Raw genomic sequence first — 23,142 nt, 5'->3', positions numbered from 1 at the left:
TTGTATGATAATAGGATGGAAAATGAGGTTAATTTTGAAAAATGAAAATTGCTTACGCTAGAGTTTCCACATTAGATCAAAATTTAAATAGACAGATAGAAACTTTAAAAGAATTTGGAGCGGAAAAAATATTTACGGAACAAAAATCTGGAGCATCTGTTCATAATAGAGAAATGTTTCAGGAGGCGCTACAATTTGTTCGAAGTGGAGATACCTTTATGGTAGAAGCAATTGATAGACTTGGACGTAATTATGATGAAATTATTCATACTGTTAATTATTTAAAGAAAAGGGAAGTAAAATTAATTATCACGAGCTTACCTATTATGGCAGAAGTTATTGGGAATTCCTTATTAGACAAATTTATTAAAGGTTTAATCGTTCAAATTTTAGCTATGATTGCGGAACAAGAACGAGCAGAAACGAAAAGAAGGCAAGCACAGGGAATTTCGATTACTAAACAGAAAGGTGTCTATAAAGGGAGACCGCCCCTCTATTCTCCAAAAGCAAAGGATCCACAAAAGAGGTTGGTATATAATCGGGTGGTTGAAATGTTAAACAATGGCGAAGCCATTTCTCATATTGCAAAAGAAAACGGCATAACAAGGCAAACCGTCTACAGAATAAACCATGCTATGTCTAGCTAGAGCTGGTATATGATTATTTAAATCTGGTTCTTATTTGTCATGTAAGCAAATTCTCACGTGACAAATAAGAATTAATTTTATACATAACAAAATAGGGTTGGAAATAAAAGTAAGCCTATGGCCTATTTTTACACGTATCTCGGCTGTACCCCATATAATCAAGTCATGTACGATATCTATGACACCTACTGGTAAATACTATGTGTCCATTTTGACTAAATACGAAAAAGAGGTCGTACAAAAAGAAGTAGAAACAGTTGTTGGATTAGACTTTGCGATGGATCAATTATACGTCAGTTCTGAGGATGAGAAAGCCAATTATCCTAAGTTCTATCGTGAAATGCTAGACCAATTAGCAAAGGCGCAACAAGTATTATCAAGACGTACAAAAGGTTCAGGGCGTTGGAATAAACAACGTATCCGTGTAGCTAAGCTGCATGAAAAAGTAGCAAACCAACGTAAGAACTTCCTTCATCATAAGTCTAAAGGGTTAGCTACTCATTTTGATGTTGTAGCTATTGAAGATCTAAATATGAAGGGAATATCGCAAGCACTTCATTTTGGAAAAAGCGTCGCTGATAATGCTTGGGGTATGTTCACTTCTTTCTTAGCTTATAAACTAAATGAACAAGGTAAGCAGCTCGTGAAAATAGACAAATGGTTTCCTTCCACAAAAACATGTAGCAGTTGTGGAAAGGTGAAAAATATGTCATTGTCTGAGCGAGTCTATTCTTGTATATGTGGTGTAAATCTCGATAGAGAAACGCAGCTATCAATATCAGAAATGAAGCAATACGCCTATTAGCGTAAGCATACCCTTGGAACAAGGGAGTTAGCTCGGCTGTCTTAGGACGAATTCGTTAGCTACCCAAAGTAACGACTAACCGAGAAGCCCCCACTTCAAATAGTCCGTTAGGACGTTAAGTGGCGGGGAGTTCACCTCTTATCATATCAATCTTTATTTTTTCTATAGTTACCCTAGCGACGATTATTGTTCTTTGGCTAAAAACTAAGCAGCTTTATGTTCCAGACATAATCAGATTAACCGAAGCAATAATATGCTTAATTAGTTCGGGAATTTTACTTATGTTTAAAGATAAATTTGAACCTACTTATAAAAACTTGACTGCAACAATTGGACAGTACACAGGGACCTCATTGAATATAATAATTTTATGCTTATTAGGATTTTTCTTGCTGATAGCTATTTTTAATGCAATTAGACTATGAACATAAAATAACTAATTTAGGGGAATTTAAATGAATAATTTTAATGATTTGATTGATTTATTTTGGTCTTATTTATGGATAGTGGGTTGTGTATCTACATTACTAATCACTTTGATATTAATGGGACGGATGTTTTTTGGTAAACCAACATATAGAAGTAGTAATAAGAAGGCGATGGATGTTGCTTTGTTTTCATCTATTACAAGCAGTAGTGATGCCGGAAAAGGTTGAAGAACTTAATTCTATTTGAAATTATTGTTTTAAAAGTAATCAATTTATTAAATATAGTCAGATGAAAGGACAGAATACAACATCTACAATAAACTAAGAAGGTAATTCTGAGCAGGAAAATCACAATTATTATTATAGAAATAGAGTAAAAATGTAACGTTTATACTCAACGCTTGAAAAAAACTTTGTTAACTAATTAAAAGGAGCTTTTACATGTTAGAGACTCTTGAAATGAGAAAAAAGCAACACGAAATAAAAATAAAAAAATATAAAAAAATACAAGAGTACTACAATCCATTTTTGTGGACAATCTCAATTATCTATTTTCTTTATTTCATGATCAGTGATAATTCTCTTTCAGTACATCTATTACTTTCTTTCATTATTGGTTTGATTCTTTGGAGTATAGGTCTAGCTATTAATTTAAAACTCTTTCATGAGTTGAAAGAAAAAAGAAAAATCTTGAATATAGAAACAATAAACGAAATGAAAAATAATAAATATATGAGTCCAGGAAGAAAAGAACGCTATATCACAGATTATAACGCGACGAAAGATGAACTAGAAAAGATAATGATTTACGCTAAATTTATGTTAGAAGCTGAAGAAAGAGAAAACGAAATAAAAGATGACAATAGCAATTTAGATATATAAATGTAGTGAGAGGAGAATAAAAATATGTCTATAGAACAGTATATAAATATTCGTGAAGCAGGGAAAGAAATTGAGGAGATTCAAAAACAATATCTGTTAAGTGAAGCTACACTTTTAACTTTAGAACTAGGTTATAAATGTTATGGAAAAAACATTTCATTGCATAAAGCAATTAATCTTATTGATAAAATTGTAGTATTAAATGCAAATGATACCAAGCATACATCCTTTAGTCCATCTGTGATTGATAGCTAGATTGAAAGAGAGAGAGCCATATACCCAAAGGCAAGTTAGATACCTTAATAATATAGTGGAACAAAATCATCGTTTTATCAAGAAGCGTGTGTGCTATGTTGGGATTTAAGTTATATAAAACAGCAACTTCTGTATTGAGTGGTGTAGAAGCCATGCATATGATAAAAAGGGACAAATTGATTTGTAGAATCAGTTTGTCCACCGAGTATTTGAACTTATAGCATAAAATAAGATTCCGTTAGGAATCTACTATCATCCATGTTCTTCTTCATATATTTGCAACAGAACTAATAAAATATTAATATGCTATTTTAAATCTAATTTAGTTATTTTTTATGGGAATTAAAATAATCTTTTGGGACTCTACTTAATGAATCAATTATTTGGCTATTCTCATTAAATTCATATTCTACACCGCTAATTTTTACTATTGGTTTATTTGTACCTCGTTGTCCCATTATAAGAGCGGCAGTAGCAGCAAGAAGGTCACAAAAGGTTTCTGTAGATTTCTTCGTCTCATTAGTATTTATGTCGACTACTTCACTGATTCTTAGAGCAGGGACACCATATAGACCTATAGCAATTTGAGTCGCTCCAAGCTTTTCAATCCGCCCATCACTATCGGTAATTATCACTCCAACTTTAACGTTTAGTCTTTTTTGTAATGTTTCACTAATTTTCCTTGCACTTAGGTCGGGGTTCTCTGGTAAAAGCATTACATGCTCAAAATCAATTTTATCTATTCCAGCACTTGTTAAACGCATTCCATTTGGTAACCAAGCTCCAATATAATTATTGTCTATTTCTAACTTACCACCTGAAGGATCACCTGTTTCATCTATTATTTTTTGAATTACTCTAGGATTCTTTCTTGGGATTTTTTCATGTATTTGATTAGCTAAATCACTTGGTTTTATGTTACTAAGATTGATGTCGCGTCCTTCTGCAGTTGAAACTGCTTTTGAAGCTACGCATAGTATATCACCATCTTTTATTTCAAAGCTCGATTTTATGACTGACAAAGCGATAAAATCGCCAATATTGTCACCTATATTAATTTGGGGTATACCTGGAACTGCTTCAACATTGATCTTCATATTTTTACCTCCTCGTATATTAATCTTTAAGTCCTATTTCAGGTTTAGATTTTCTTTGTAAAAAGAGTCCTGTAATAAATAAAATACTTGGACGTCTCAAGATATTTCTAGATAATGATCTTAGGATCATTTGGGACAATTCTTTTTCCTCTTGTGGATTTACCACATCACTTAGAGTGTTTCTCAGTGAACGTGCGGGACTCCCTACCCGCAGGCTGAGCAACCTGACCCTCGAACCTAGATGTTAGTAGACCTAGGGCGGCTTTCGATTCAGGACAAGCTCTCATACACGAGGTTGTTGGTCGGCGTACACACTAGAGATATCTCGAGACGTCCAAGGAATGATTCTAAATAGAAGGGAGGTCTCTTACATGAGATTATTTGTTGGTTTAGATGTAAGTTCGTTTGATATAAAAGCTTGTATTTTAAATGGTGAAGGAAAAAAGCTAGATTCCTTTTCTGTTAACAACGACTTGCCAGGTGCCAAAGCGCTCAAAGAGCGAGTGTTACAGTGTATAGCGAACCAAGAAATTGAAACTTTTAAAATCGGCCTAGAATCCACATCTGTTTATAGTTTTCATCCATCTATGTTTCTTCATTATGATGAAGACTTACAACGCTTTGGAGCAAAGGTATTTTTGATGAATCCCAAACAAATTGCAAATTTCAAGAAAAGCTATTCTGACATGGATAAAACAGATGAGATTGATGCCTTTGTCATCGCTGATTACTTACGATTTGGGCGGAATCAAATGTCTATCGTAAAAGAAAGTCAGTATGTGGCACTCCAGCAATTAACAAGATCTCGTTATCAACTCGTTAGAATGTTGACAACGGAAAAACAACATTTTCTCCAACACCTAAGTTATAAATGTAATACGTTCTCACAAGAAGTGGATTCTTCTATCTTTGGCAACGCCATGATGGAACTGTTTCTTGAAAAATTCAGTCTAGAAGAGCTAGCCGACATGCCTTTAGAGGAACTCGCTGAGTTCCTACAAACAAAAGGGAAAAACAGATTCGGTGACCCGAAATGTATCGCATCAACCATTCAAAGGGCTGTTCGCTTTTCTTATCGTTTGGATAAGGTTGTAGAAGACTCAATCGATGTTCTTTTAGGAACGTCAATTGCGGTTATTCGTACCTATCCACAGTAAATCAAAGAAATAGAAAAGTCCATTAAGCGAATCATGGCTGGATTAACGCAAACACTCGAATCCATTCCTGGGATCGGTCCTGTCCTGTATTCGCCGCCGGTATTATCGCTGAGATTGGTCAAGTCGAAAGATTTGATGATGAAACCAAGGTAGCAAAATATGTCGGATTATATTGGCGTACGCACCAGTCTGGTTGATTCACCGCAGGAAATACTTCATTATCCCGTAATGGAAATCATTACTTGCGGTATTACTTAGTTGAAGCCGCCAACTCTGTAAGAAGGCATGTTTCTGATTATCAAGAATATTACGTAAAAAAATATAATGAAGTACCAACACATCAACACATCAACGCAAACGTGCACTCGTTCTAACCGCAAGAAAACTTGTGCGATTGGTGGATGCGCTACTACGTAGTCACCAACTCTTTGCGCCAGAAAGGTGTGTGAAAGTGTGACATAAAACTTGTCATCGCTACCTCTCAATTATTTTCCAGTAAATCACATATATTATTGATTTAGTTTCGTAATGTCTTTTTTTAGCAAATAGGCCTTTGATAACTAAAAATTCTTTTGTTTTTCAGTTGACATACTACCGCAGGTCTAATTTTTCCCGTAACTTAATAACAGATTGTTTTGAATAACTGTATTTTTCTTCTTCATTTTTAGCATGGGTTTCAATACTTATAGTGATATCTTGACTATTTGGAATGTGTTTATTTAATAGAGATAGAATTTTCGCATAATTAATTACCCCCGTTCCAACAGGTACGTATTTTATAGAAGTACCTACATATATAAAGTCCTTAATATGCAGGTACTCAATATGTGGTGCAATCTTTTCTAGGAACGATTCATCTATATCTTCACCAACTTGGATTAAATTCGCAATATCCAACCAGATTTTAATATTAGTAATATTATTACTATCAATAAATTTAACAAAATCTTCTAAGTGCTTTTTCATATAAATCGTACAAACTGGTTCATTTTCCAATAAAAATGTATGATTATCGTTTATTATTTTTTCGAACAATTTATCTCTGACAAAATTGCTAACCGGATTCTCGACTTTACCTAGGTAGGAGAAGATTCTAATTTTATCAATAGATAATATGTCAGCATATTTTAGAATATTATCCATTAGTTTCTCCTTTTCAGAAAGAGATAAATTAGGGTCTATGCCGAAATTATCATGTATGATAGTCTCGATGGAGTTATTAGTAGTCCATTTAAAAAGTGGACTTGCTATAGAAACAGGGGTAATTCCTGACGATTTTAACTTATCAGCAAAATCTACAATTTCATTTTTATTCATTAGGGAAAGGTTTTTATTATTAATCATGCGTAGTTCACATGTATGTAAATCCATTTCTTTTAAAAAAGTAACAGATGAATCTATGTTGCTCGAAATCTCATCAAGATTGATAGTTAATTTAGCTTTCATAGAATGGCCTCCGTTAATAATTTGTGGATTTTTATTAGTTCTGAATGTTTTATATCAATATCTTTATCAAACCAAATAGATAATGCTAATATCCCCTGATAGAGCATCATCCATAAGCCATCAACTACTTTTGCACCATTATTGGAGAAAAATTGTAATAAGATAGTTTTTACTGGATTGAAGACCGCATCAATAAAGAGTTTTTCCTGCATGTTAACACTTTTTAAAAGATCAATATTAAAAGGGGCTTTTGCCACATTACCTTTCATACCAGTTGATGTTGTGTTGATAATAATATCAGATTTATCAACTATCCCTTTTACATCAGAGTAGGGTAGTAGAGTTATTTGTAGTGCTTTCTGTTTATTGAGTAAATCTTGAGTTGAATCACTAATATTTGGATGATCCCTATATAGAACATACACATTATTGCTAACTTTTTTTGCTGCATATATTGCAGCTCTACTAGCACCACCAGTTCCAAAAATACAAACTGTCGGATTATCTTTTTTTGAATTTATTAGTATAGGCTTGTATAAACCAATCCAATCTGTATTATATCCGACGAGTCCATTGCTGTTTATTTTAATTGTATTTACGGCCCCGACATTAACAGCTGTTAAATCTATTTGATCTATAAGTTCCATTACAGATCGCTTATAGGGCAAAGTAACATTTAGTCCTACATATTTCTTTTTTAATAGCAACTCTAATGTATCTTTTAGTTCGTTAGATAATACTTTGATTTTATCATGACGATAATTACAATCAAATTCAGCACTATTAATTAATTCGCTAAACATAATGTCAGAAACAGAATGAGCTACTGGGTTACCAATTAATGCAGAATATTTTTCTTTCATATTTGTCTCCTCCTTTTTATTTTAGAATATTTATTTTTTTTATAATATTGACAACATACACAATTATTGTATAATAGTCAACAAAATACCGCTTTTAAAGACATTTTTTTATAAAAGGATGAAGGAGGTGTAATTTTTGTAACTATTTAGAAGGTTAACTGCATTAGACGTCAATTTATATTAGTTATGTATAAAGGAGTAAGTGGTAATGCATCAATTAAATCCCAGTGTATTAATTATGGGCTATGGTAAAATTGGCAAAATTAAGGCGAAGATTTGGAAACAATGTGGTATAAATGTTTTTGTAACTGATGTTACTAAAACACGACTAGAGAGTGCTCAAGCAGATGGTTTTCGTATTGAAAAATCCCCATCAAATATATCGTATAGTTTTGTGGATATTTGTACACCATCTAATACCCATATCGAGGTTTTGAGACGAATAATATCAGATGATGTTAGATTTGATCGTGTTATTATTGAAAAACCTTTGTTTAATAACGCCTATGAAAAACATATATTGTATGAGTTACTTGATAATGATAATTCACTACATGAAAGAATTATTGTTAATGAACAATATTACAGATCAAAAGTAATAAAATGTTTACAAGAAAGACTTTCTAAAGAAAAGATTAAACGGGTGAAAATTACCATGTCCAAAGATAGGAATGCAGATAATAAAAGCGGAAGATTTATAGATAATGATATCGGTGCATATGGTATTGAGTTGCCACATATATTAGCGATACTAGATATACTAGATAAACCAGTTAATCTCATGGCATTGGTAAAAAATATACTATATATTGATTCAGATGATAAAAACAATCAGGGAATCTATATTGAATATGTCACTAAAAATGATACAACAGTAGTTATAAATAGTTTTCTGGGTGATTTTAAAGTATCCCCCGAAAATGAAGTTTCTGATAATTGTTTCATAGATAGATCCTTAGTGATAGAAGGAGAAAACTTTAATCATAGAGTTATTATGGATCCTCATCCCTCAAATGAACGCTTATATGCTGAATTAAAATTTGGAGAAGAATCGATGTTAATTCATGATGATATGTTAAGAGAAAATATATTCAGTATTATTAATAATAATATTGCTGAGGGTTGTAAACTAGAATACGCTATACAGCAATCTAAACAAGCAATCCTTTTATTTAACAATGCAAATATTATTCATATTAAAAAGGAGGATAATTATGTCAATAACTATTAATAATGATTTTATTACACCAGATAAATTACAATTCGAGGTAGTAGAAAGAAAAGGATTAGGACATCCTGATACTTTGGCTGATGGGATAGCAGAGGCAGCTGAAATCGAATATTGTAGATATTGCCTTGATAAATTTGGTTATATTCCGCATCATAATTTCGATAAGGTCATGATTGTAGGAGGCCACTGTATACAAAAATATGATGGTGATAATTTTTCAGATCCAATAAAAGTCATTTTCATGGGACGAGGAAGTAAAAGTTTTGGTGATGAAACAATCCCGCTGGAGGATATACAAATTAAAGCAGCTAAGGAATATTTGTCAAGAGTCTTACCACATTTAGATGTAAATTCTAAATCAGTAATTGAATTTCGTTCTATAACTAGTTCTCATAGTACACGCCCTTATTGGTTCAACCCTAGAGACAAAAATGATTTACCAGAATACAATAATGAGGGTCCAACTGCAAACGATACAGCAACAATGATTAGTTACTGGCCACTTACAAAGTCAGAAAAGCTAGCACTTGATATAGAAGGATATTTCTACAAAAATAATACTGCTGATTTACCTTATCCGAGATTTACAGAATTTGGTGGCGATATTAAAGTAATGGTAGTTAGAGATGGTGATACTATCGTAGCTACAGTCGCAGTACCACAAATAACAACTATGACAGCAAATGCAGATCAGTATTTTTTGCGTGAAAATAAGTTAAAAGATAACCTGAAAAGGTACATAAAATCTCTATATCCGAATGATGATATTCAATTGATTTTAAATTCCCGTCCACCATATCTAGTTACAGCTGGTTCATGTACAGACTTTGGTGAAGAGGGTGCAGTTGGTAGAGGGAATAAGACTCACGGTATCATTTCAAGTTTCCGTCCTAACACAATGGAAGCCCCGCATGGTAAGAATGCTACATACTTTGTTGGTAAGGTTCTTGGATATCATGCTGATGTCATTTCAAAAAGAATTTATGAAGCAACTGGGGTACCATGTCAAGTTATACTTCGGGCAAATATTGGGGATAAATTATACTCACCTTCAAAAATATTAGTATCCACAGCAAAAAAAGTGGATGAGATAATTATACAGAATATTATTACAGATGCACTTAATACTGGTGTGGATACTACTATATCTATTATAAACGAACAGCCATTTATTCCTCGAACTAATGTCATAGATGAGGTGAAGTATGGAAAAGATATATATTGATTCAACGTTAATAAATACAAAGAAAAGAAGCGGACATATAGGTAAGAAAATTATTAATGGATGTGTTGAGATTCAATTTTCATCTGAACGGGATACTATATTTAATAACATTTTATCGATTCAAAAAGAATTGGGATTGAATACACATAACCAAGTAGAAGCAATTAAAATATCGGGATTAATAAATTACATTCAAGATGAAATTACTAGTGTTACTTTCGATTCAGATAATCGCTGCCTATCAGTAAAAGGCCCATTGGAACTATTTGTTGAGGGACGAGCGCTATATTTTTTATCTGAATATATGTCTGAATGCTTACAGGCTTCCTACACAAATAGTTTATTGATACATGCGGCAGCCGTTTATTCAAAAGAAAAAGATAGATCATATTTGATTTTAGGAGAAAAAGGGTCTGGTAAAACAACATTGTCCTTTAGATTATGTCAAGAATTAGGATTAAGTCTTATTGGTAATGACTTAGTTCGTATTGGATATGATGAAAATGGTGAACTTTTTACAAAAGAAGGGAGTCGATGGTTCGATGTAAGAGAGACAGCAGTAAAGGCTGACGATTATATGAATAAGTTAGCTACTATATTATCTGCTAAATCGGCAAATTCATGGAATAATAAAACTAGAATATTACCAGAAGATCATTCTATAGAAACCCATTTTGAGCAATCGAAAATAGATAAAATTTTAAATATTAGAATTGATCCTTATCAAAATTATTTTTCTGTTTCTCCATGGGAAGGGATACAGAGAAATTTAATACTTCATGAAAAAATAGGTAGGCATATATCTGGTCAGGCTACACCATTTCAAGATGATCAGGGTAATTATCTTGGATCACTACCAAGCATAAATCGTGATAAGGCTTCATTGGTAAGGGATAATATAGTTAAGTGTATGGTCAATACAGGAATAACTGAACTATTTAGTCCGGACAGTAAAGCACTTGCAACCTGGTTTAAGGAAGAAGTACTATGATTGCTATCGGAATTCCAACTTATAATGAAGCAAAAAATATTTCTAAACTTACTCATTTAATTGATTGTGTAGCAGTAAAAATAGGGCTAGAAATAGTTATTATTAATGCAGACAATAACAGTCCAGATAATACGGCCACAATATTTACATCAGTTAAAACATTAAATAAAAAAATATCTGTTGTTACCAAGGAAGTTGGTAAAGGTTTTAATATTAAAGCAATAATTGATATTGTAAATAACCTAGATAATTGTGAAGGTTGCATATTAATTGATGGTGATATTACATCTTTTTCAGAGTCTTGGCTTAAAAAATTTACTGAACTTTTAATAGACAAAGTAGATTTTGTTGTACCTAATTATTCAAGGAGTTTTCAGGAAGGGAACACAACAAATCACTTTGTTTATCCATTAATCAATTACCATACGAACGGCAATTGCCCAAGACAGCCAATCGCTGGTGATTTTGGTTTATCGAAAAATTTCATCAAATTTCTTGCCAATTCTGTGCACTGGCACAAATATTGTTATGGGTATGGTATTGATATATTTCTTACTTTACATGCTGTATATAATAATTTTCGAATAGAGGAGATCAATCTAGATAGAAAAGAACATAACCCTAGTTTCGGGAAAATGGTAGACATGTTTGTTGAAGTTGCGAGTAGTTATTATGAAACCTCCAAAATCATATTTGAAAGTAAAAAGAAAAATGGCATTTTCAATACAGCAGTAATAAAATCTAGTAATCCATCAGTTTTATTTTCTCCTAAAATATTTTTAAGCCAAGAGGAAATATTAAAGAAAAAAGAGGAAGCTAATAAAATATTAGCATCGAAAGAGACAATATTAAATATGAGAAAAGATATTGAAATTAATCCATCAGTTTGGGTGGAAATATTGCTTGCTCATGAGAAAAGGATAGGACAGGTAGATAGTCAATTGCTTGCAAAATCAATATTGCCGTATTATTTGTTACGTGTTGTAGACTATTTACAAAACATTTCTAATGTGAAAGATGCAGAACTTAATATCGAAAAGGAAATTGATTTATTACAATTACAAAAAAATGAAGCTGTCAAATCAGATGTTGAATTTGATGTAGATTTTATAAACAGTATTTAAATTAAAGATTAGCACCTTGTATTTTTTAAAAATTCGAATAACTATCCTTTTCCTTGAAAACTTCATCATACGGACTATTTGACTATCTTATTGTAAGATCCAAATAGTCCGTTCATCACTTTAAAATGATCACATTTGCACATTTGAATTATAATGCAAATGTGCAAATGGTTTATAATTCTTATTCTATTTTAATGGCTTCTATTTGTTGAAAAATGGAGTAATTTCTCTATTTCAAATTAATTTAGTGATGAATTATGAAGCTTAAATTTTTCGATATCGGTATAGTCCCTCCTTCGCTTGTTTGTTGTATCAAAGCTAAATGAACTATTGGGAATGATGAGGAGAATAAATATTGAAATTATTTTTAAGTTGGTAGGAGGGAACATAATGGATCGTTCAAAGAAAAATGGTATATATATGCTTACGGGTAAAACAACAAATAAAATAGGTAATGTAATTTTTGATTATATAAATAATGTATTAATAGCTTCTTTAGGAACAAAGGCTTCTAACCTTTTAGCACTATATCAAAGTTCTGAAATTATTGTAAATATATTGTTTAATATGTTAGGTGGTGTTTTTGCAGATTTAAAAAATAGGAAGAAAATAATTATTATAACAGATTTAACCGCTTCACTAGCAACCTTTCTACTTTATCTTTTTTGGGATAGTAAAAATTCCTTATTTTTAATTATTTTAATAAATATTTTATTGGCGTTATTGTATTCTTTTAATTCCCCTGCATATAAAGCTATTGTTAAAGATATACTGAAAACAGAAGATTTAAATAAATTCAATTCATACTCTAATGCTTTTTCAGAAGTGGTTTCTGTATTGGGTCCTTTAGTTGCTATAAGTACCGTACATTATTTTGGATTTAAGACAGGAATGTTAATTAATAGTATTAGTTTTCTTATTTCTGCTTATTGTGTAAGTAGATTTCAAGTTATAAATTATGTGCAGAAAAAGAAAAAGGGTAAAGAAAAATATATGGTAGTTCTTTCAGATGGTTTTAAATATGTTTTGAACCAGCGTAATGTTCTTGAATTATTAATTGTATCTTCTTTTATTAATTTTTTTCTAGCAGGATATAATTTCTTTTTACCATATACAAATATTTTTTCTGAAAATCAAGGTATCTATGCATCCATTTTAATTACAGAATCTATAGGGAGTATTGTTGGGGCTCTTTTAAATCGATTTTTTTTAAAAAAAATCGATTTAAAAAGTATACACTATTGTTTATTTTTTATGGGGATTTCGCTTTTATTCCTTGCTTTATTTAGACCCTTTAAGTGGAGTATGTTTTTTTATTTTTTTATTTTTTCAATATCATTAACAATTTATAACATAAAGTTCTTTACTTACATACAAAATACTGTTGATACAGAATTTTTAGGTAGAGTTTTTAGTATTGTATTTACTGTCGCGGTTTTATTTATGCCAATAGGTTCGTTCTTTTTTGCCAACTTTACTACACCTAGTTGGAATGCGTTTGGATTTATTGGGACTGGCATACTATTTTTATTTTTAATACTTCTAATAAAAATGAAAATGTTTAAAAATGAGGAGGAGAAATGATGTTTTTTTTAGAAAAATTGAGTTATTATTCAAAAAACACTCCGGATAAAATAGCAATTTTTGATGGTGCAGAAGTATACACATATAGAGATGTTGAAGACATTACAAACTATTTTGCAAATAAACTATTAAAATCAATTGGTGAGAATAATAGAGTTTTGGTTAAATTACCTCACGGAGCAAATGTTATTTTGGCAATAATTTCTATTATTAAATCTGGAAATAGTTATGTTCCTGTTAGCAATACAATCTCAAATGAAAAAATAAAAGATATTATTATAGGAACAAAAGCAAGTGCAATTATTAGCGATAACTCGGAGTTAACTTTACCAAGCGAGATTTCTAGGTTTAATACGCCAGATGAATGTTTAAGTGAAGAGATAAGAAATTCTGATTGTTTTATGAGCATTAATTTTAAAATTATTGATTCAGAAAAAGAAGTGTATGTATTACATACTTCTGGTAGTACAGGAAAGCCAAAAGGAGTAAAGGTTATTAGGAAAAATCTCGACTATATTTTAGAAAATCTCCAAAGATTATTTCCTGTAAATAAGGAATCAGTATACCTTTTCTCCACTCCATATACTTTCGATGTATCTATTTCTGAAATTTTAGGGTGGATTATTGGAGGTGGATCAGTTTGTTGTCTAGATTTAAGCTCTTTAGAAGTCTACAGGAAGTTCCCATCCTTAATTTATAAGTATGGTGTTACACATATGGCAGCATCTCCTTCCGCATTTAATACAATTCTAGATTCAATGGACATGAATGATTTGCAATTAATTAATAATTCTATGAAATATGTTGTAATAGCTGGAGAAAGATTTAATCCTATTATTCAACACAAATGGATTCAAAATAACATGAATTTTAAATTGTTCAATGCATATGGTCCGACAGAGACGACAATATATGCAACTTGTTTTGAACTCCCGAAAATTGCGATGGATGATATTCCAATTGGTCAACCACTAGATGGTGTGAAAATTGAAATTCAACCTATCAATGACTCAAATTTAGGAATTCTTTTGATAGGGGGAGATGGAGTAACAGCTGGATATACAGATGAATCCTTAAATAAAGAGAGGTTTGTAGTAATTAATGGGGAAAAATATTACAATACTGGCGATGTAGTTTCATGTAATAAAGATCAACTATACTACCATGGAAGAAATGATAGTCAAATACAAATTAACGGTATACGTGTAGAATTAGGTGAAATTGAATATTTACTTGAAAAAATACATGGGGTTCAACAAGCGGTTGTTTTATTTTATCAGGGTAAATTGCTTGCATTTATCCTGAGTTCTAATTTAACAATTCATGATATGAAAAAAATGGCTACTTCAGTACTTGAAAGGTATATGTTTCCAAATGATTATCATATCATCAAGACGTTTCCATTGACCGAAAATAATAAAGTTGATCGAAAATCTTTATTATTTTCTTATGAAGAGAGTAAGAAATCGGAAAAACTAATCATTAGTAAGGATATGACAGAATTTGAAGAGGTTTTAAGAGATAAAGTCGCTCTAATACTTAATTTACCAAAAGAGTTAATTGGAAAAGATAGTGATTTCTTTGAGTTAGGTGGAGATTCCCTAGATGTATTTCAATTACTTTTAAAATTAGAAGAAATGTATGAAACAGAGCTTTCTTTGGAGTTAATTTATACTAATCGAACATTATCTAGGATTGCTTCTGAAGTTTCAAAATTATTAACAACAGAAAGAGAAGAAGTTTTTGAAGAAAAGCTACATGAGGAAGACTTTAAGCTCATGGAAAAAGAAATCAACGGTTATTTATTAAATGATGAATATCAAACTACTTATAGCTTTGAAACTATACACTCACAACGGGTTTACTATTTTGATAATTTTAAGAGTTCAGTTTCCTTTGGTTATAGGGTAGATACTTCATACGATAAGGAAACAGTAATAAAAGCAATTAAAACTATTATTAATAGCAATGATTTGATGAGAGCTATGTTAAGGGAAAGTGATTCCAGATTAGAATTTAAAATTTTAAATTCCATTGATAGTTTTCCTATATTTACATTAAATCGAAATGTTGAAAAAAAATCATTTATCCAAAAAATCGAATCAATAGGAGAAAACTTGGTGTATAAGGCTCGCAATAATGGTGGGTTACTCGGTTTTTTAGCCTTACTAATAGATAAATCAGGGTATACAATAGTTGGTGTGTTAGATCATACTATTGCTGATATCTCATGTATTAATATAATTAAAAAAATGATTGGTGAGGAACTAAATGGCTATTCAAGTAAAGAAAAGGCAAGTTATAATGATTTCTGTTATGAGGTTAGAGAATATAATACAATTGATAGCTTGAAAAATAATGCATATCATAATAATTTACTTGCTATAAGCAAAAATGTGAATGATGTCAACTTAAATAAGCTAAGTAAAAGTTTAAAATGTTATGAAATAGATTATCCTAGCCAAGGTGATTCTTTTCGGATTATAAATTTTCTTTCATATGTTATAGGAAAAAGATTATTAGAAATCGTAGATCGAGAACAAATTGTAATAAAATCAGTCATTAACGGGCGAGAAAATAAGCTTTTTGATTTTTCAACCACAATCGGTGATTTTCATGGTAGTTTATATTTAGTTTATTCAAAAGATGAAAACTATGAACAATTTACGAATAAATCTGAGGGGATATTCGGAAAATACTACACTACCCACCCATACAGACCAGGATATGCGTTTGGTTCAAATTACCCAAGTAAAACAAAAGAACAAAAAAAACTTAAAGATCAGTGGAATTCGATTTCAAATACCTCAATAAATTATATTGGAGAAGTATCAGATTACGAAAAGAGCTCTTATTATGATACAATCAGCAATGTCTTTGATAACTTGGAAAAAATACAAGATTTAATTTATGTTACAGCTTTTAGTAATAATAATAAATTAACAGTATTCTTAAATAAAAATTTAGGCCAACTAAATTTCCTTGAAAAATTGTACTATCCAACTTTCATTTAAAAGAGAAACAGTATGTTACCTTATATTTTTGGAAATTGAAAACAGGTTATTATTTTAGCTATCACAAATACTAAAAAGTTAAATCAATCAATAATAGACAACACTAACTCTAGTATTATATTAATTTATGATTAATCAACGCTGACTGTATTTCCTTGAGACTCTAATAAGAAAGGTTTATTATTTTTATAGAAAATAAAGTTGGATTTAAATATTATAAAAAATATATAGAATTAAGGAGATTGGGATATAAAACAAAAAGATATTGAGGGTGTGCTTATTGTGAAAATTACAATAGCAGGAATAGGATACGTAGGACTATCTAATGCGATTTTATTGTCTCAAAATAACGAAGTTATAGCACTTGATATTATTCAAAAAAAAGTAGATATGATAAATGATAAAAAGTCTCCTATTTTAGATGATGAAATTGAGAAATTTTTAGCAACAAAAGAATTAAATTTAATTGCAACTACCGATAGTTACAAAGCATTTAAGGATGCTGATTATGTAATTATTGCAACGCCAACAGATTATGATCCAGAAAAAAATTCTTTTAATACAAGGACCGTTGAAACTGTAATTGCTAAAATCTTAACAATTAATCCAGAAGCTATAATGATAATTAAATCAACTGTACCCGTAGGCTATACAGAAAAAGTAAAGCGAAAGTTTAAAACAAGTAATATTATTTTTTCACCAGAATTTTTAAGAGAGGGTAACGCTTTATATGATAACTTATATCCTTCACGTATAATCGTTGGTGAACAGTCTAGTAGGGCTAAAGTATTTGCTGACTTGTTAGTAGAAGGAGCTGCTAAGAAAGATATTCCTGTCTTATTTACAAACTCAACTGAAGCAGAAGCGATTAAATTGTTTACTAACACATATTTAGCGATGAGAGTAGCTTTTTTTAATGAATTAGATTCATATGCAGAAGTAAGAGGATTACACACAAAACAAATTATCGACGGGATTGGATTAGATAATAGAATTGGGAATCACTACAACAATCCATCATTTGGTTATGGTGGATATTGTTTGCCAAAAGATACAAAACAGCTATTGGTAAACTATGAGAATATCCCCAATAATATAATGACAGCAATTGTTGCTGCAAATAGAACGAGAAAAGATCATATTGCAGAAATGATTATAAAGAGAAAACCTAAGGTTGTGGGGATATATCGATTAACCATGAAAATGAATTCAGATAATTTTAGACAATCAGCTGTTCAAGGAATTATGAGGCGTATTAAAGAAAAGGGGATAGAAGTAGTTATATATGAACCTACTTTTCACGGGAAAGCATTTTATAATTCTAGGGTTATTAATAACTTTGAAGAATTTAAAAAGATAAGTGATGTAATTGTAGCTAATAGATTATCTGATGAATTATGTGACCTAACTGATAAAGTTTATACTAGGGACCTATTTAGTCGAGATTAGAAGTGCATCTGTTACAAAGTTTAAAAAAGCAAAGTTGAGTTGTATGAGTGAGGTTCTATAATAAATCCCCTAAAAAGATAGTAGGAGAATTTTTAAAAAATGATATAATATACGAGGGTAGCATAATGCGAAGAAAATATTTTTTATATTAACAAGTATCGTTTTGACGGTAGGAATTGTTTACACCGCTGCTGGTAGTAAAGAGCAACCAAACAATTTAGTAAAAATGAAACAGAACAATTATTAGCTAAAATGGATTAACCATTAAATAATTCGAATGCGATTATCTCAATAGAGGCAATCGCATTTGTTGTTTTTAGAGATATTTCCTAAATTGAACTTTTAAACCTTAAAATCGAGCTTCTTCCTAATTATATACTTACTAAAATAATGAATTCCCTATATCTATTGTGGCCAAGTTTTGGCGTCTTGTACGTTCCCTTAAATAACGTTCTGTCGTCATAATAGATTCATGTCCTAAATAGTCACGTATTTTCTTAAGCTCCACATCTTTTCCCATCAAATGATTCGCAAAGAAGTGATAGGTTACACCACCCAACTCTGAGTGACTTTCGTATCCTATAGGATTACGGTAACTCTCAACCGACTTCACCGAGCTTCATACAGTTCAGTTCTTGCTAACTTCACTGCATGTCGGAGTATTAAAGGAAGCCCTTCAAGGCGTTACCCTATCATTTGACTTCTTGGAATGACAGTTCCTAAGCTTTTCACTTAGGAACGTGTCGCACTGCCTTGTGGAACAAGGATATGTTAACTCACATGAAGTAGAAGAAAATATTCATGGAAGCATGATGCCGAAGGCATCCCAGATTACAGAATTCTTGTTTGGAACTTTAAATCCACATCAAATTTTTCTTATTCGCCAATCTTGGAATCACATCTTATTTCTCGAAGAATCCATTCAACAAATAGAAGAAAAAATTGATGAACTTCTTTTTACTTATCAAGAACAAGCTGAACTCCTTTTAACGATTCCTGGGGTGAAAAAACATGCTGCCGCAAGTATTATTGCAGAAGTTGGTGTCGAAATGAGACAATTTCCATCCGCCCATCATCTTGCTTCATGGGCAGGATTATCCCCTGGAAATCATGAAAGTGCAGGCAAGAAAAAGAATTCTCGAACAACAAAAGGAAACCCACACATTCAATCTATGCTTTGCGAAGTAGCCTGGGCAATCTCCCGAACACGTCATATATGGTTATCAGGAAAGTATTGGTCTCTTGCTGCACGGAGAGGTAAAAAGAAAGCACTTATTGCCATTGCACATAAAGTTATTAAAATTATCTATTACATATTAGATCAACGATCTGGTTTCATTGAATATTCAAAAGTTCTTTCTTAGTAACCCATTCAAGTTCATATTTCTTTCGCTACTGTTAAAAAAATTTAATAACATGTGGTTTATTTTTCTGTGATCTTTTTTAAGTCATCACACACATGTTAAGATTTTTTACCTCTACAGCACATATGAAATTTGGAATGATAACTTGAGTCTTTCACAGAAAAAAACACAGGAAAAGGATTTTTGAAGTGAACCCCAAAAACGGGACACGTATCAAAACATCTAAATTGGACACTAAGTTAAGAGAGAAAGGTGATTCAGTTTATGAGTAGAAAAGTTTATGATCGTCAATTTAAAATGGCTGCAGTTCAGCTGGTACTGGAAGAAAATATGTTTGTAAAAGAGGTTTCCAGAGAATTATCGATTCATTCTAATACCCTCTATCGTTGGATAAGTGAATATGAAGAATATGGGGAAAGTGCGTTTCCAGGCCGTGGAAGCGCGCTTTATCATTCTCAGTATGAAATGAAAAAACTTAAGCGTGAGAATGAAGAACTGAGAAAAGAGCTCGATTTATTAAAAAAGTTCCAGGTCTTCTTGAAGAAAAAGAATGTGTAAGATTTCAATATTTAAAAGAAAATAAACTAAACACAAATATAACATCAAGAAGGCTTGTAAAACGTTAAACATCTCGCGATCAGGTTACTATGAATATTTACAGAGAAAACCTTCTAAACGAGCTCTAGAGAATGACGTGTTAAGTGAGGAAATACAGCAAATATTTGAGGAGCATAAGGGGCGGTATGGATCTTTAAGAATTACAAAAGTTCTTGAAAAGAAAGGCATCAAAGTAAACCGGAAGCGAGTAGGAAAACTGATGCGTCAAATGAAACTGTATGCGAAAGGCAGTCGCTATCGCTACAAACGTTATAATAAAAAATCAACTTCTATAGAAAGACCCAACCTCTTAAATCAAGTTTTTCAAACGGATCAACGAAATAAAATATGGGTCGGTGATATTACCTATATCCCTGCTCCAAAAGGCACTTTATACCTTGCGGTATTTGTAGATATGTACTCTAGAAAAGTAACGAGTTGGTCCATGAGTACACGTATGAAAGATTCTCTTGTGATAGATGCTTTTTTACAGGGATATCAAAAAGAACACCCGAAAACAGGATTAATCATTCATACAGACCAAGGGTCTCAGTATAAAGGCAGTAATTTTCAATCTACACTAAAACAGTATGGTGCTGTTTCGAGTGTCAGTAGAAAAGGAAACCCGTACGATAACGCATTGATGGAATCCTTTTATAAAACTATAAAAAGAGAGCTTATTCAAGGTGCTAAATTTAGAACTCCTGAACAAGCCCGAATAGAAATATTTAAATATATAGAGTTGTACTATAATACAAAAAGAATGCACTCTTCCTTGGAGTATCTTACTCCAAGCGAATTTGAAAAGGCCTATTCATAATATTCACCTAACTTAGTGTCTAGTAAATGTTGACAAGTCCAAACCTCCAATTGTTAGTTGTGTCTAACAATTGGGGGGCACTTCAATGAATTGGGTGTCTTTTTTGAACTTAAACCATGTTAATAATATATATTTTAAAAGCCCATCCAACCAATCTTATTTTAATACATAAAAGTATAGAGTATATTGAGAAAGTTACTTTCATATAGCAGGCTAATAAGGTTTGAAGTAGAGGTAATTCGATTAAAACAATCTTATGTAACATATAGCGGATTCACGTCTAAGGATTATTAACTTGTTAAAGTGACTAATGTTTTTAATGAATAATGGACCTTGTAGGGCTCGAACCCACGACCGGACGGTTATGAGCCGTCTGCTCTAACCAACTGAGCTAAAGGTCCATGAAATTAGTTAATAATGAATTATAATTATAGCATCGCTGAAATAAAAAGAAAAGGTTTTAGTACTTTGTAAAAATAGTAGGGGAGCTTGTGATTTTCTTTATTATGAATGAATAATTTCTTAAATTTGCTATCACAGTTAATGCGATTTCAATCAAATATATTTTGTCACCAATGATGTCCATAATTTTAGTGCGGACGTAGACGGAAAAACACATGCTAACACCTATCATGATTCCAGAAATGTAAACGGAAATAGATTTAATTGATTCAGCTCACATACAATTAATTTCATAGGGGGGATGGTAAAAACATTGATTGAAAAAGAAAATGTGAATGTATAGAGGAGCGGGAAAGCCCATTTCTTCTTTTAACTACATATGGATGTACTCAAGAGTAATAGGAATTTTGGATTGTATCAAATCACCTGTTTTGGCTACTAAAAGTCATTCCCTTGTAAGGCATCTGCTGAAATGATAAGAGTTGTACCTCTTTTATAAAGTAATTCGTATATGTTAGGGGTATTTGCCGATTCATAATATTGTATATTTATTTTAATTATTTTAAATTGTAATACGATTATAGTTAAAAATAAATATGTAGCTCTTAGCATTGGAAATACCAATTGTAAGATGATAATGAGTATGGAAAAAAAGAAAAAACACAATTACTAATTTATTACTTTGGTGCACGAAGGGATGTGTAATGATATTTTTTGTTAGTAATGTTTATGATTGTCAAGTTTTCATTTTAAATATATGATTTAATTGTATTGAAAGGGTCGGTCATTTAAAGCCCTTTTTAGACTGTGGAACTAAACTATCTATGTATTTGAGGTGTGTGGCAATGGGGAAATCGAGAGAGCGGACAATGGAAAGCATTTTAAAGGCTGCTAAGAAAAAATTTGGAGAGCATGGTTATGAAGGGACGAGTATACAAGAAATTGCAATAGAAGCAAAAGTGAATGTTTCCATGGCTTCTTACTATTTTAATGGGAAAGAAAGTCTATATTATGAGGTATTTAAGAAATATAGTGTCGCGAATGCGTTACCTAATTTTCTGGAGAAAAACCAATTTGATCCTATCAATGCTCTTAAAGAATATTTACATGTCTTTGTTGCACAAATAAAAGAAAACCCAGAAATAGGAACGTTGGTATATGGGGAGCTTTTGAAGGAAAGTGCACGAATAGAAAAAATCAAGCCTTATATTATAGGTAACTTTGAACAATTGAAAGAAATACTACAAGAGGGGGAGAGACAAGGAGTTTTTTATTTCTTCTCAATAAATTATACAATACACTGGATTACTTCCATTGCTACTTTTCCGAAGTTAAAAAAAATGTATGATTCTTTAGGAAAAGATGAACAGAATCATTACTATTTTAACTGAAAAACATTAGGCAATGAACTATTGCGTATGTATAAAGGCATGCAGGTTTGAAGTGAAAGTCCGTTCTTACATTTTGTTATAGTTACTTAAAAAAGATGATATGAAGGTTATTATATCGGGAAAATAATAGCCTTTATTGTGTTATAAAACTTATAATTATTAAAAAATAAACATATAAAAACCTGTCCTATCTGGTACTATTTTTCGAATGAAGTTTTTCTAGAAAAACGGATTTTTTAGTAGAAGTGAAGAAGGAGTCAATGTTACTTAACCAAAAAATGATAGGTTATATTGGATGAAGAGTACTGACATTCCTTATGTTGTTCCTATCAATTAATATATGTTAGGTTGTTAATCCTTCATAAGTTGA

16 protein-coding genes, 1 tRNA gene and 5 pseudogenes are annotated in these 23,142 nt (G+C 31.4%); 17 read left to right on the top strand and 5 right to left on the bottom strand.

Going from position 1 to position 23,142, the window contains the following annotated elements:
* Positions 1-41 precede the first annotated feature (41 nt).
* The 6 genes and pseudogenes from MR169_RS04730 to MR169_RS04705 all read left to right on the top strand — a co-directional run.
* Positions 42-647 (top strand): recombinase family protein, encoded by a 606-nt coding sequence (locus tag MR169_RS04730; RefSeq protein ID WP_242319005.1) that lies wholly within the window; start codon positions 42-44, stop codon positions 645-647.
* 151 nt (positions 648-798) lie between these two features.
* Positions 799-1,457 (top strand): annotated as a pseudogene (locus tag MR169_RS04725) (RNA-guided endonuclease InsQ/TnpB family protein); the annotation flags it as partial.
* 450 nt (positions 1,458-1,907) lie between these two features.
* Positions 1,908-2,108 (top strand): hypothetical protein, encoded by a 201-nt coding sequence (locus MR169_RS04720; RefSeq protein ID WP_242319003.1) that lies wholly within the window; start codon positions 1,908-1,910, stop codon positions 2,106-2,108.
* 213 nt (positions 2,109-2,321) lie between these two features.
* Complete coding sequence (locus tag MR169_RS04715; RefSeq protein WP_048520036.1) at positions 2,322-2,762, top strand: LapA family protein; 441 nt, start codon at positions 2,322-2,324, stop codon at positions 2,760-2,762.
* A 24-nt stretch (positions 2,763-2,786) separates the two neighbouring features.
* On the top strand, positions 2,787-3,017 hold the full coding sequence (locus MR169_RS04710) for a hypothetical protein (RefSeq protein WP_242319001.1): 231 nt from the start codon (positions 2,787-2,789) through the stop codon (positions 3,015-3,017).
* Positions 3,018-3,045: 28 nt separating this feature from the next.
* Positions 3,046-3,238, top strand: a pseudogene (locus tag MR169_RS04705) (DDE-type integrase/transposase/recombinase); the annotation flags it as partial.
* Positions 3,239-3,343: 105 nt separating this feature from the next.
* On the opposite strand, the gene MR169_RS04700 reads toward MR169_RS04705, so the two are convergent.
* The gene (locus MR169_RS04700; protein ID WP_242319000.1) at positions 3,344-4,114 is read right to left on the bottom strand and encodes a coenzyme F420-0:L-glutamate ligase; all 771 of its coding nucleotides are present in this window, start codon (positions 4,112-4,114) and stop codon (positions 3,344-3,346) included.
* Positions 4,115-4,485: 371 nt separating this feature from the next.
* Here MR169_RS04700 and MR169_RS04695 point away from each other — a divergent pair.
* A pseudogene (locus MR169_RS04695) lies at positions 4,486-5,728 on the top strand (IS110 family RNA-guided transposase).
* A 134-nt stretch (positions 5,729-5,862) separates the two neighbouring features.
* Here MR169_RS04695 and MR169_RS04690 read toward each other — a convergent pair.
* Both MR169_RS04690 and MR169_RS04685 read right to left on the bottom strand, forming a co-directional pair.
* Positions 5,863-6,717 carry a sugar phosphate isomerase/epimerase family protein gene (locus MR169_RS04690; protein WP_242318998.1) on the bottom strand — a complete coding sequence of 285 codons (855 nt, stop codon included), beginning with the start codon at positions 6,715-6,717 and terminating at the stop codon, positions 5,863-5,865.
* Positions 6,714-7,580, bottom strand: coding sequence for a shikimate dehydrogenase (locus MR169_RS04685; RefSeq protein ID WP_242318997.1), 867 nt, complete (start codon positions 7,578-7,580; stop codon positions 6,714-6,716). Before MR169_RS04685 ends, MR169_RS04690 begins: the two co-directional genes overlap by 4 nt.
* A gap of 208 nt (positions 7,581-7,788) precedes the next feature.
* Here MR169_RS04685 and MR169_RS04680 point away from each other — a divergent pair, with 208 nt between their 5' ends.
* The 7 genes from MR169_RS04680 to MR169_RS04650 all read left to right on the top strand — a co-directional run bounded on the left by MR169_RS04680 (position 7,789) and on the right by MR169_RS04650 (position 18,198).
* Entirely contained in the window at positions 7,789-8,811 is a 1,023-nt protein-coding gene (locus MR169_RS04680; RefSeq protein ID WP_242318995.1) for a Gfo/Idh/MocA family oxidoreductase, read from the top strand.
* Positions 8,795-10,036, top strand: a complete 1,242-nt coding sequence (locus tag MR169_RS04675) for a methionine adenosyltransferase (RefSeq protein ID WP_242318994.1) — start codon at positions 8,795-8,797, stop codon at positions 10,034-10,036. Before MR169_RS04680 ends, MR169_RS04675 begins: the two co-directional genes overlap by 17 nt.
* Positions 10,017-11,027, top strand: coding sequence for a hypothetical protein (locus MR169_RS04670; RefSeq protein WP_242318992.1), 1,011 nt, complete (start codon positions 10,017-10,019; stop codon positions 11,025-11,027). Before MR169_RS04675 ends, MR169_RS04670 begins: the two co-directional genes overlap by 20 nt.
* The gene (locus MR169_RS04665) at positions 11,024-12,151 is read left to right on the top strand and encodes a glycosyltransferase family 2 protein (protein WP_242318990.1); all 1,128 of its coding nucleotides are present in this window, start codon (positions 11,024-11,026) and stop codon (positions 12,149-12,151) included. Before MR169_RS04670 ends, MR169_RS04665 begins: the two co-directional genes overlap by 4 nt.
* 390 nt (positions 12,152-12,541) lie before the next feature.
* On the top strand, positions 12,542-13,735 hold the full coding sequence (locus MR169_RS04660; protein ID WP_242318988.1) for an MFS transporter: 1,194 nt from the start codon (positions 12,542-12,544) through the stop codon (positions 13,733-13,735).
* Entirely contained in the window at positions 13,735-16,749 is a 3,015-nt protein-coding gene (locus MR169_RS04655; RefSeq protein WP_242318986.1) for a non-ribosomal peptide synthetase, read from the top strand. Before MR169_RS04660 ends, MR169_RS04655 begins: the two co-directional genes overlap by 1 nt.
* 282 nt (positions 16,750-17,031) lie before the next feature.
* A complete protein-coding gene (locus MR169_RS04650; RefSeq protein ID WP_242318984.1) occupies positions 17,032-18,198 on the top strand; it encodes a nucleotide sugar dehydrogenase in 1,167 nt (388 codons plus the stop codon).
* Positions 18,199-18,580: 382 nt separating this feature from the next.
* Here the strand turns inward: MR169_RS04650 and MR169_RS04645 are convergent.
* Positions 18,581-18,739, bottom strand: a pseudogene (locus MR169_RS04645) (tyrosine-type recombinase/integrase); the annotation flags it as partial.
* A gap of 214 nt (positions 18,740-18,953) precedes the next feature.
* Between MR169_RS04645 and MR169_RS04640 the strand changes: the two are divergent.
* Both MR169_RS04640 and MR169_RS04635 read left to right on the top strand, forming a co-directional pair.
* The gene (locus MR169_RS04640) at positions 18,954-19,562 is read left to right on the top strand and encodes a transposase (RefSeq protein ID WP_242318982.1); all 609 of its coding nucleotides are present in this window, start codon (positions 18,954-18,956) and stop codon (positions 19,560-19,562) included.
* A gap of 264 nt (positions 19,563-19,826) precedes the next feature.
* Positions 19,827-20,979 (top strand): annotated as a pseudogene (locus MR169_RS04635) (IS3 family transposase).
* 327 nt (positions 20,980-21,306) lie between these two features.
* Here the strand turns inward: MR169_RS04635 and MR169_RS04630 are convergent.
* Positions 21,307-21,380 (bottom strand) — tRNA-Ile (locus tag MR169_RS04630).
* 846 nt (positions 21,381-22,226) lie between these two features.
* On the opposite strand from MR169_RS04630, the gene MR169_RS04625 reads away from it, so the two are divergent.
* Entirely contained in the window at positions 22,227-22,772 is a 546-nt protein-coding gene (locus tag MR169_RS04625) for a TetR/AcrR family transcriptional regulator (protein WP_347408017.1), read from the top strand.
* Positions 22,773-23,142: the final 370 nt, after the last annotated feature.

Origin of the sequence: Bacillus cereus group sp. BfR-BA-01349 (assembly GCF_022663795.1) — a bacterium.
GTDB lineage: Bacteria > Bacillota > Bacilli > Bacillales > Bacillaceae_G > Bacillus_A > Bacillus_A cereus.
Note: the sequence above shows the minus strand (reverse complement) of the source record. Positions and strands in the feature narration are given on the sequence as shown.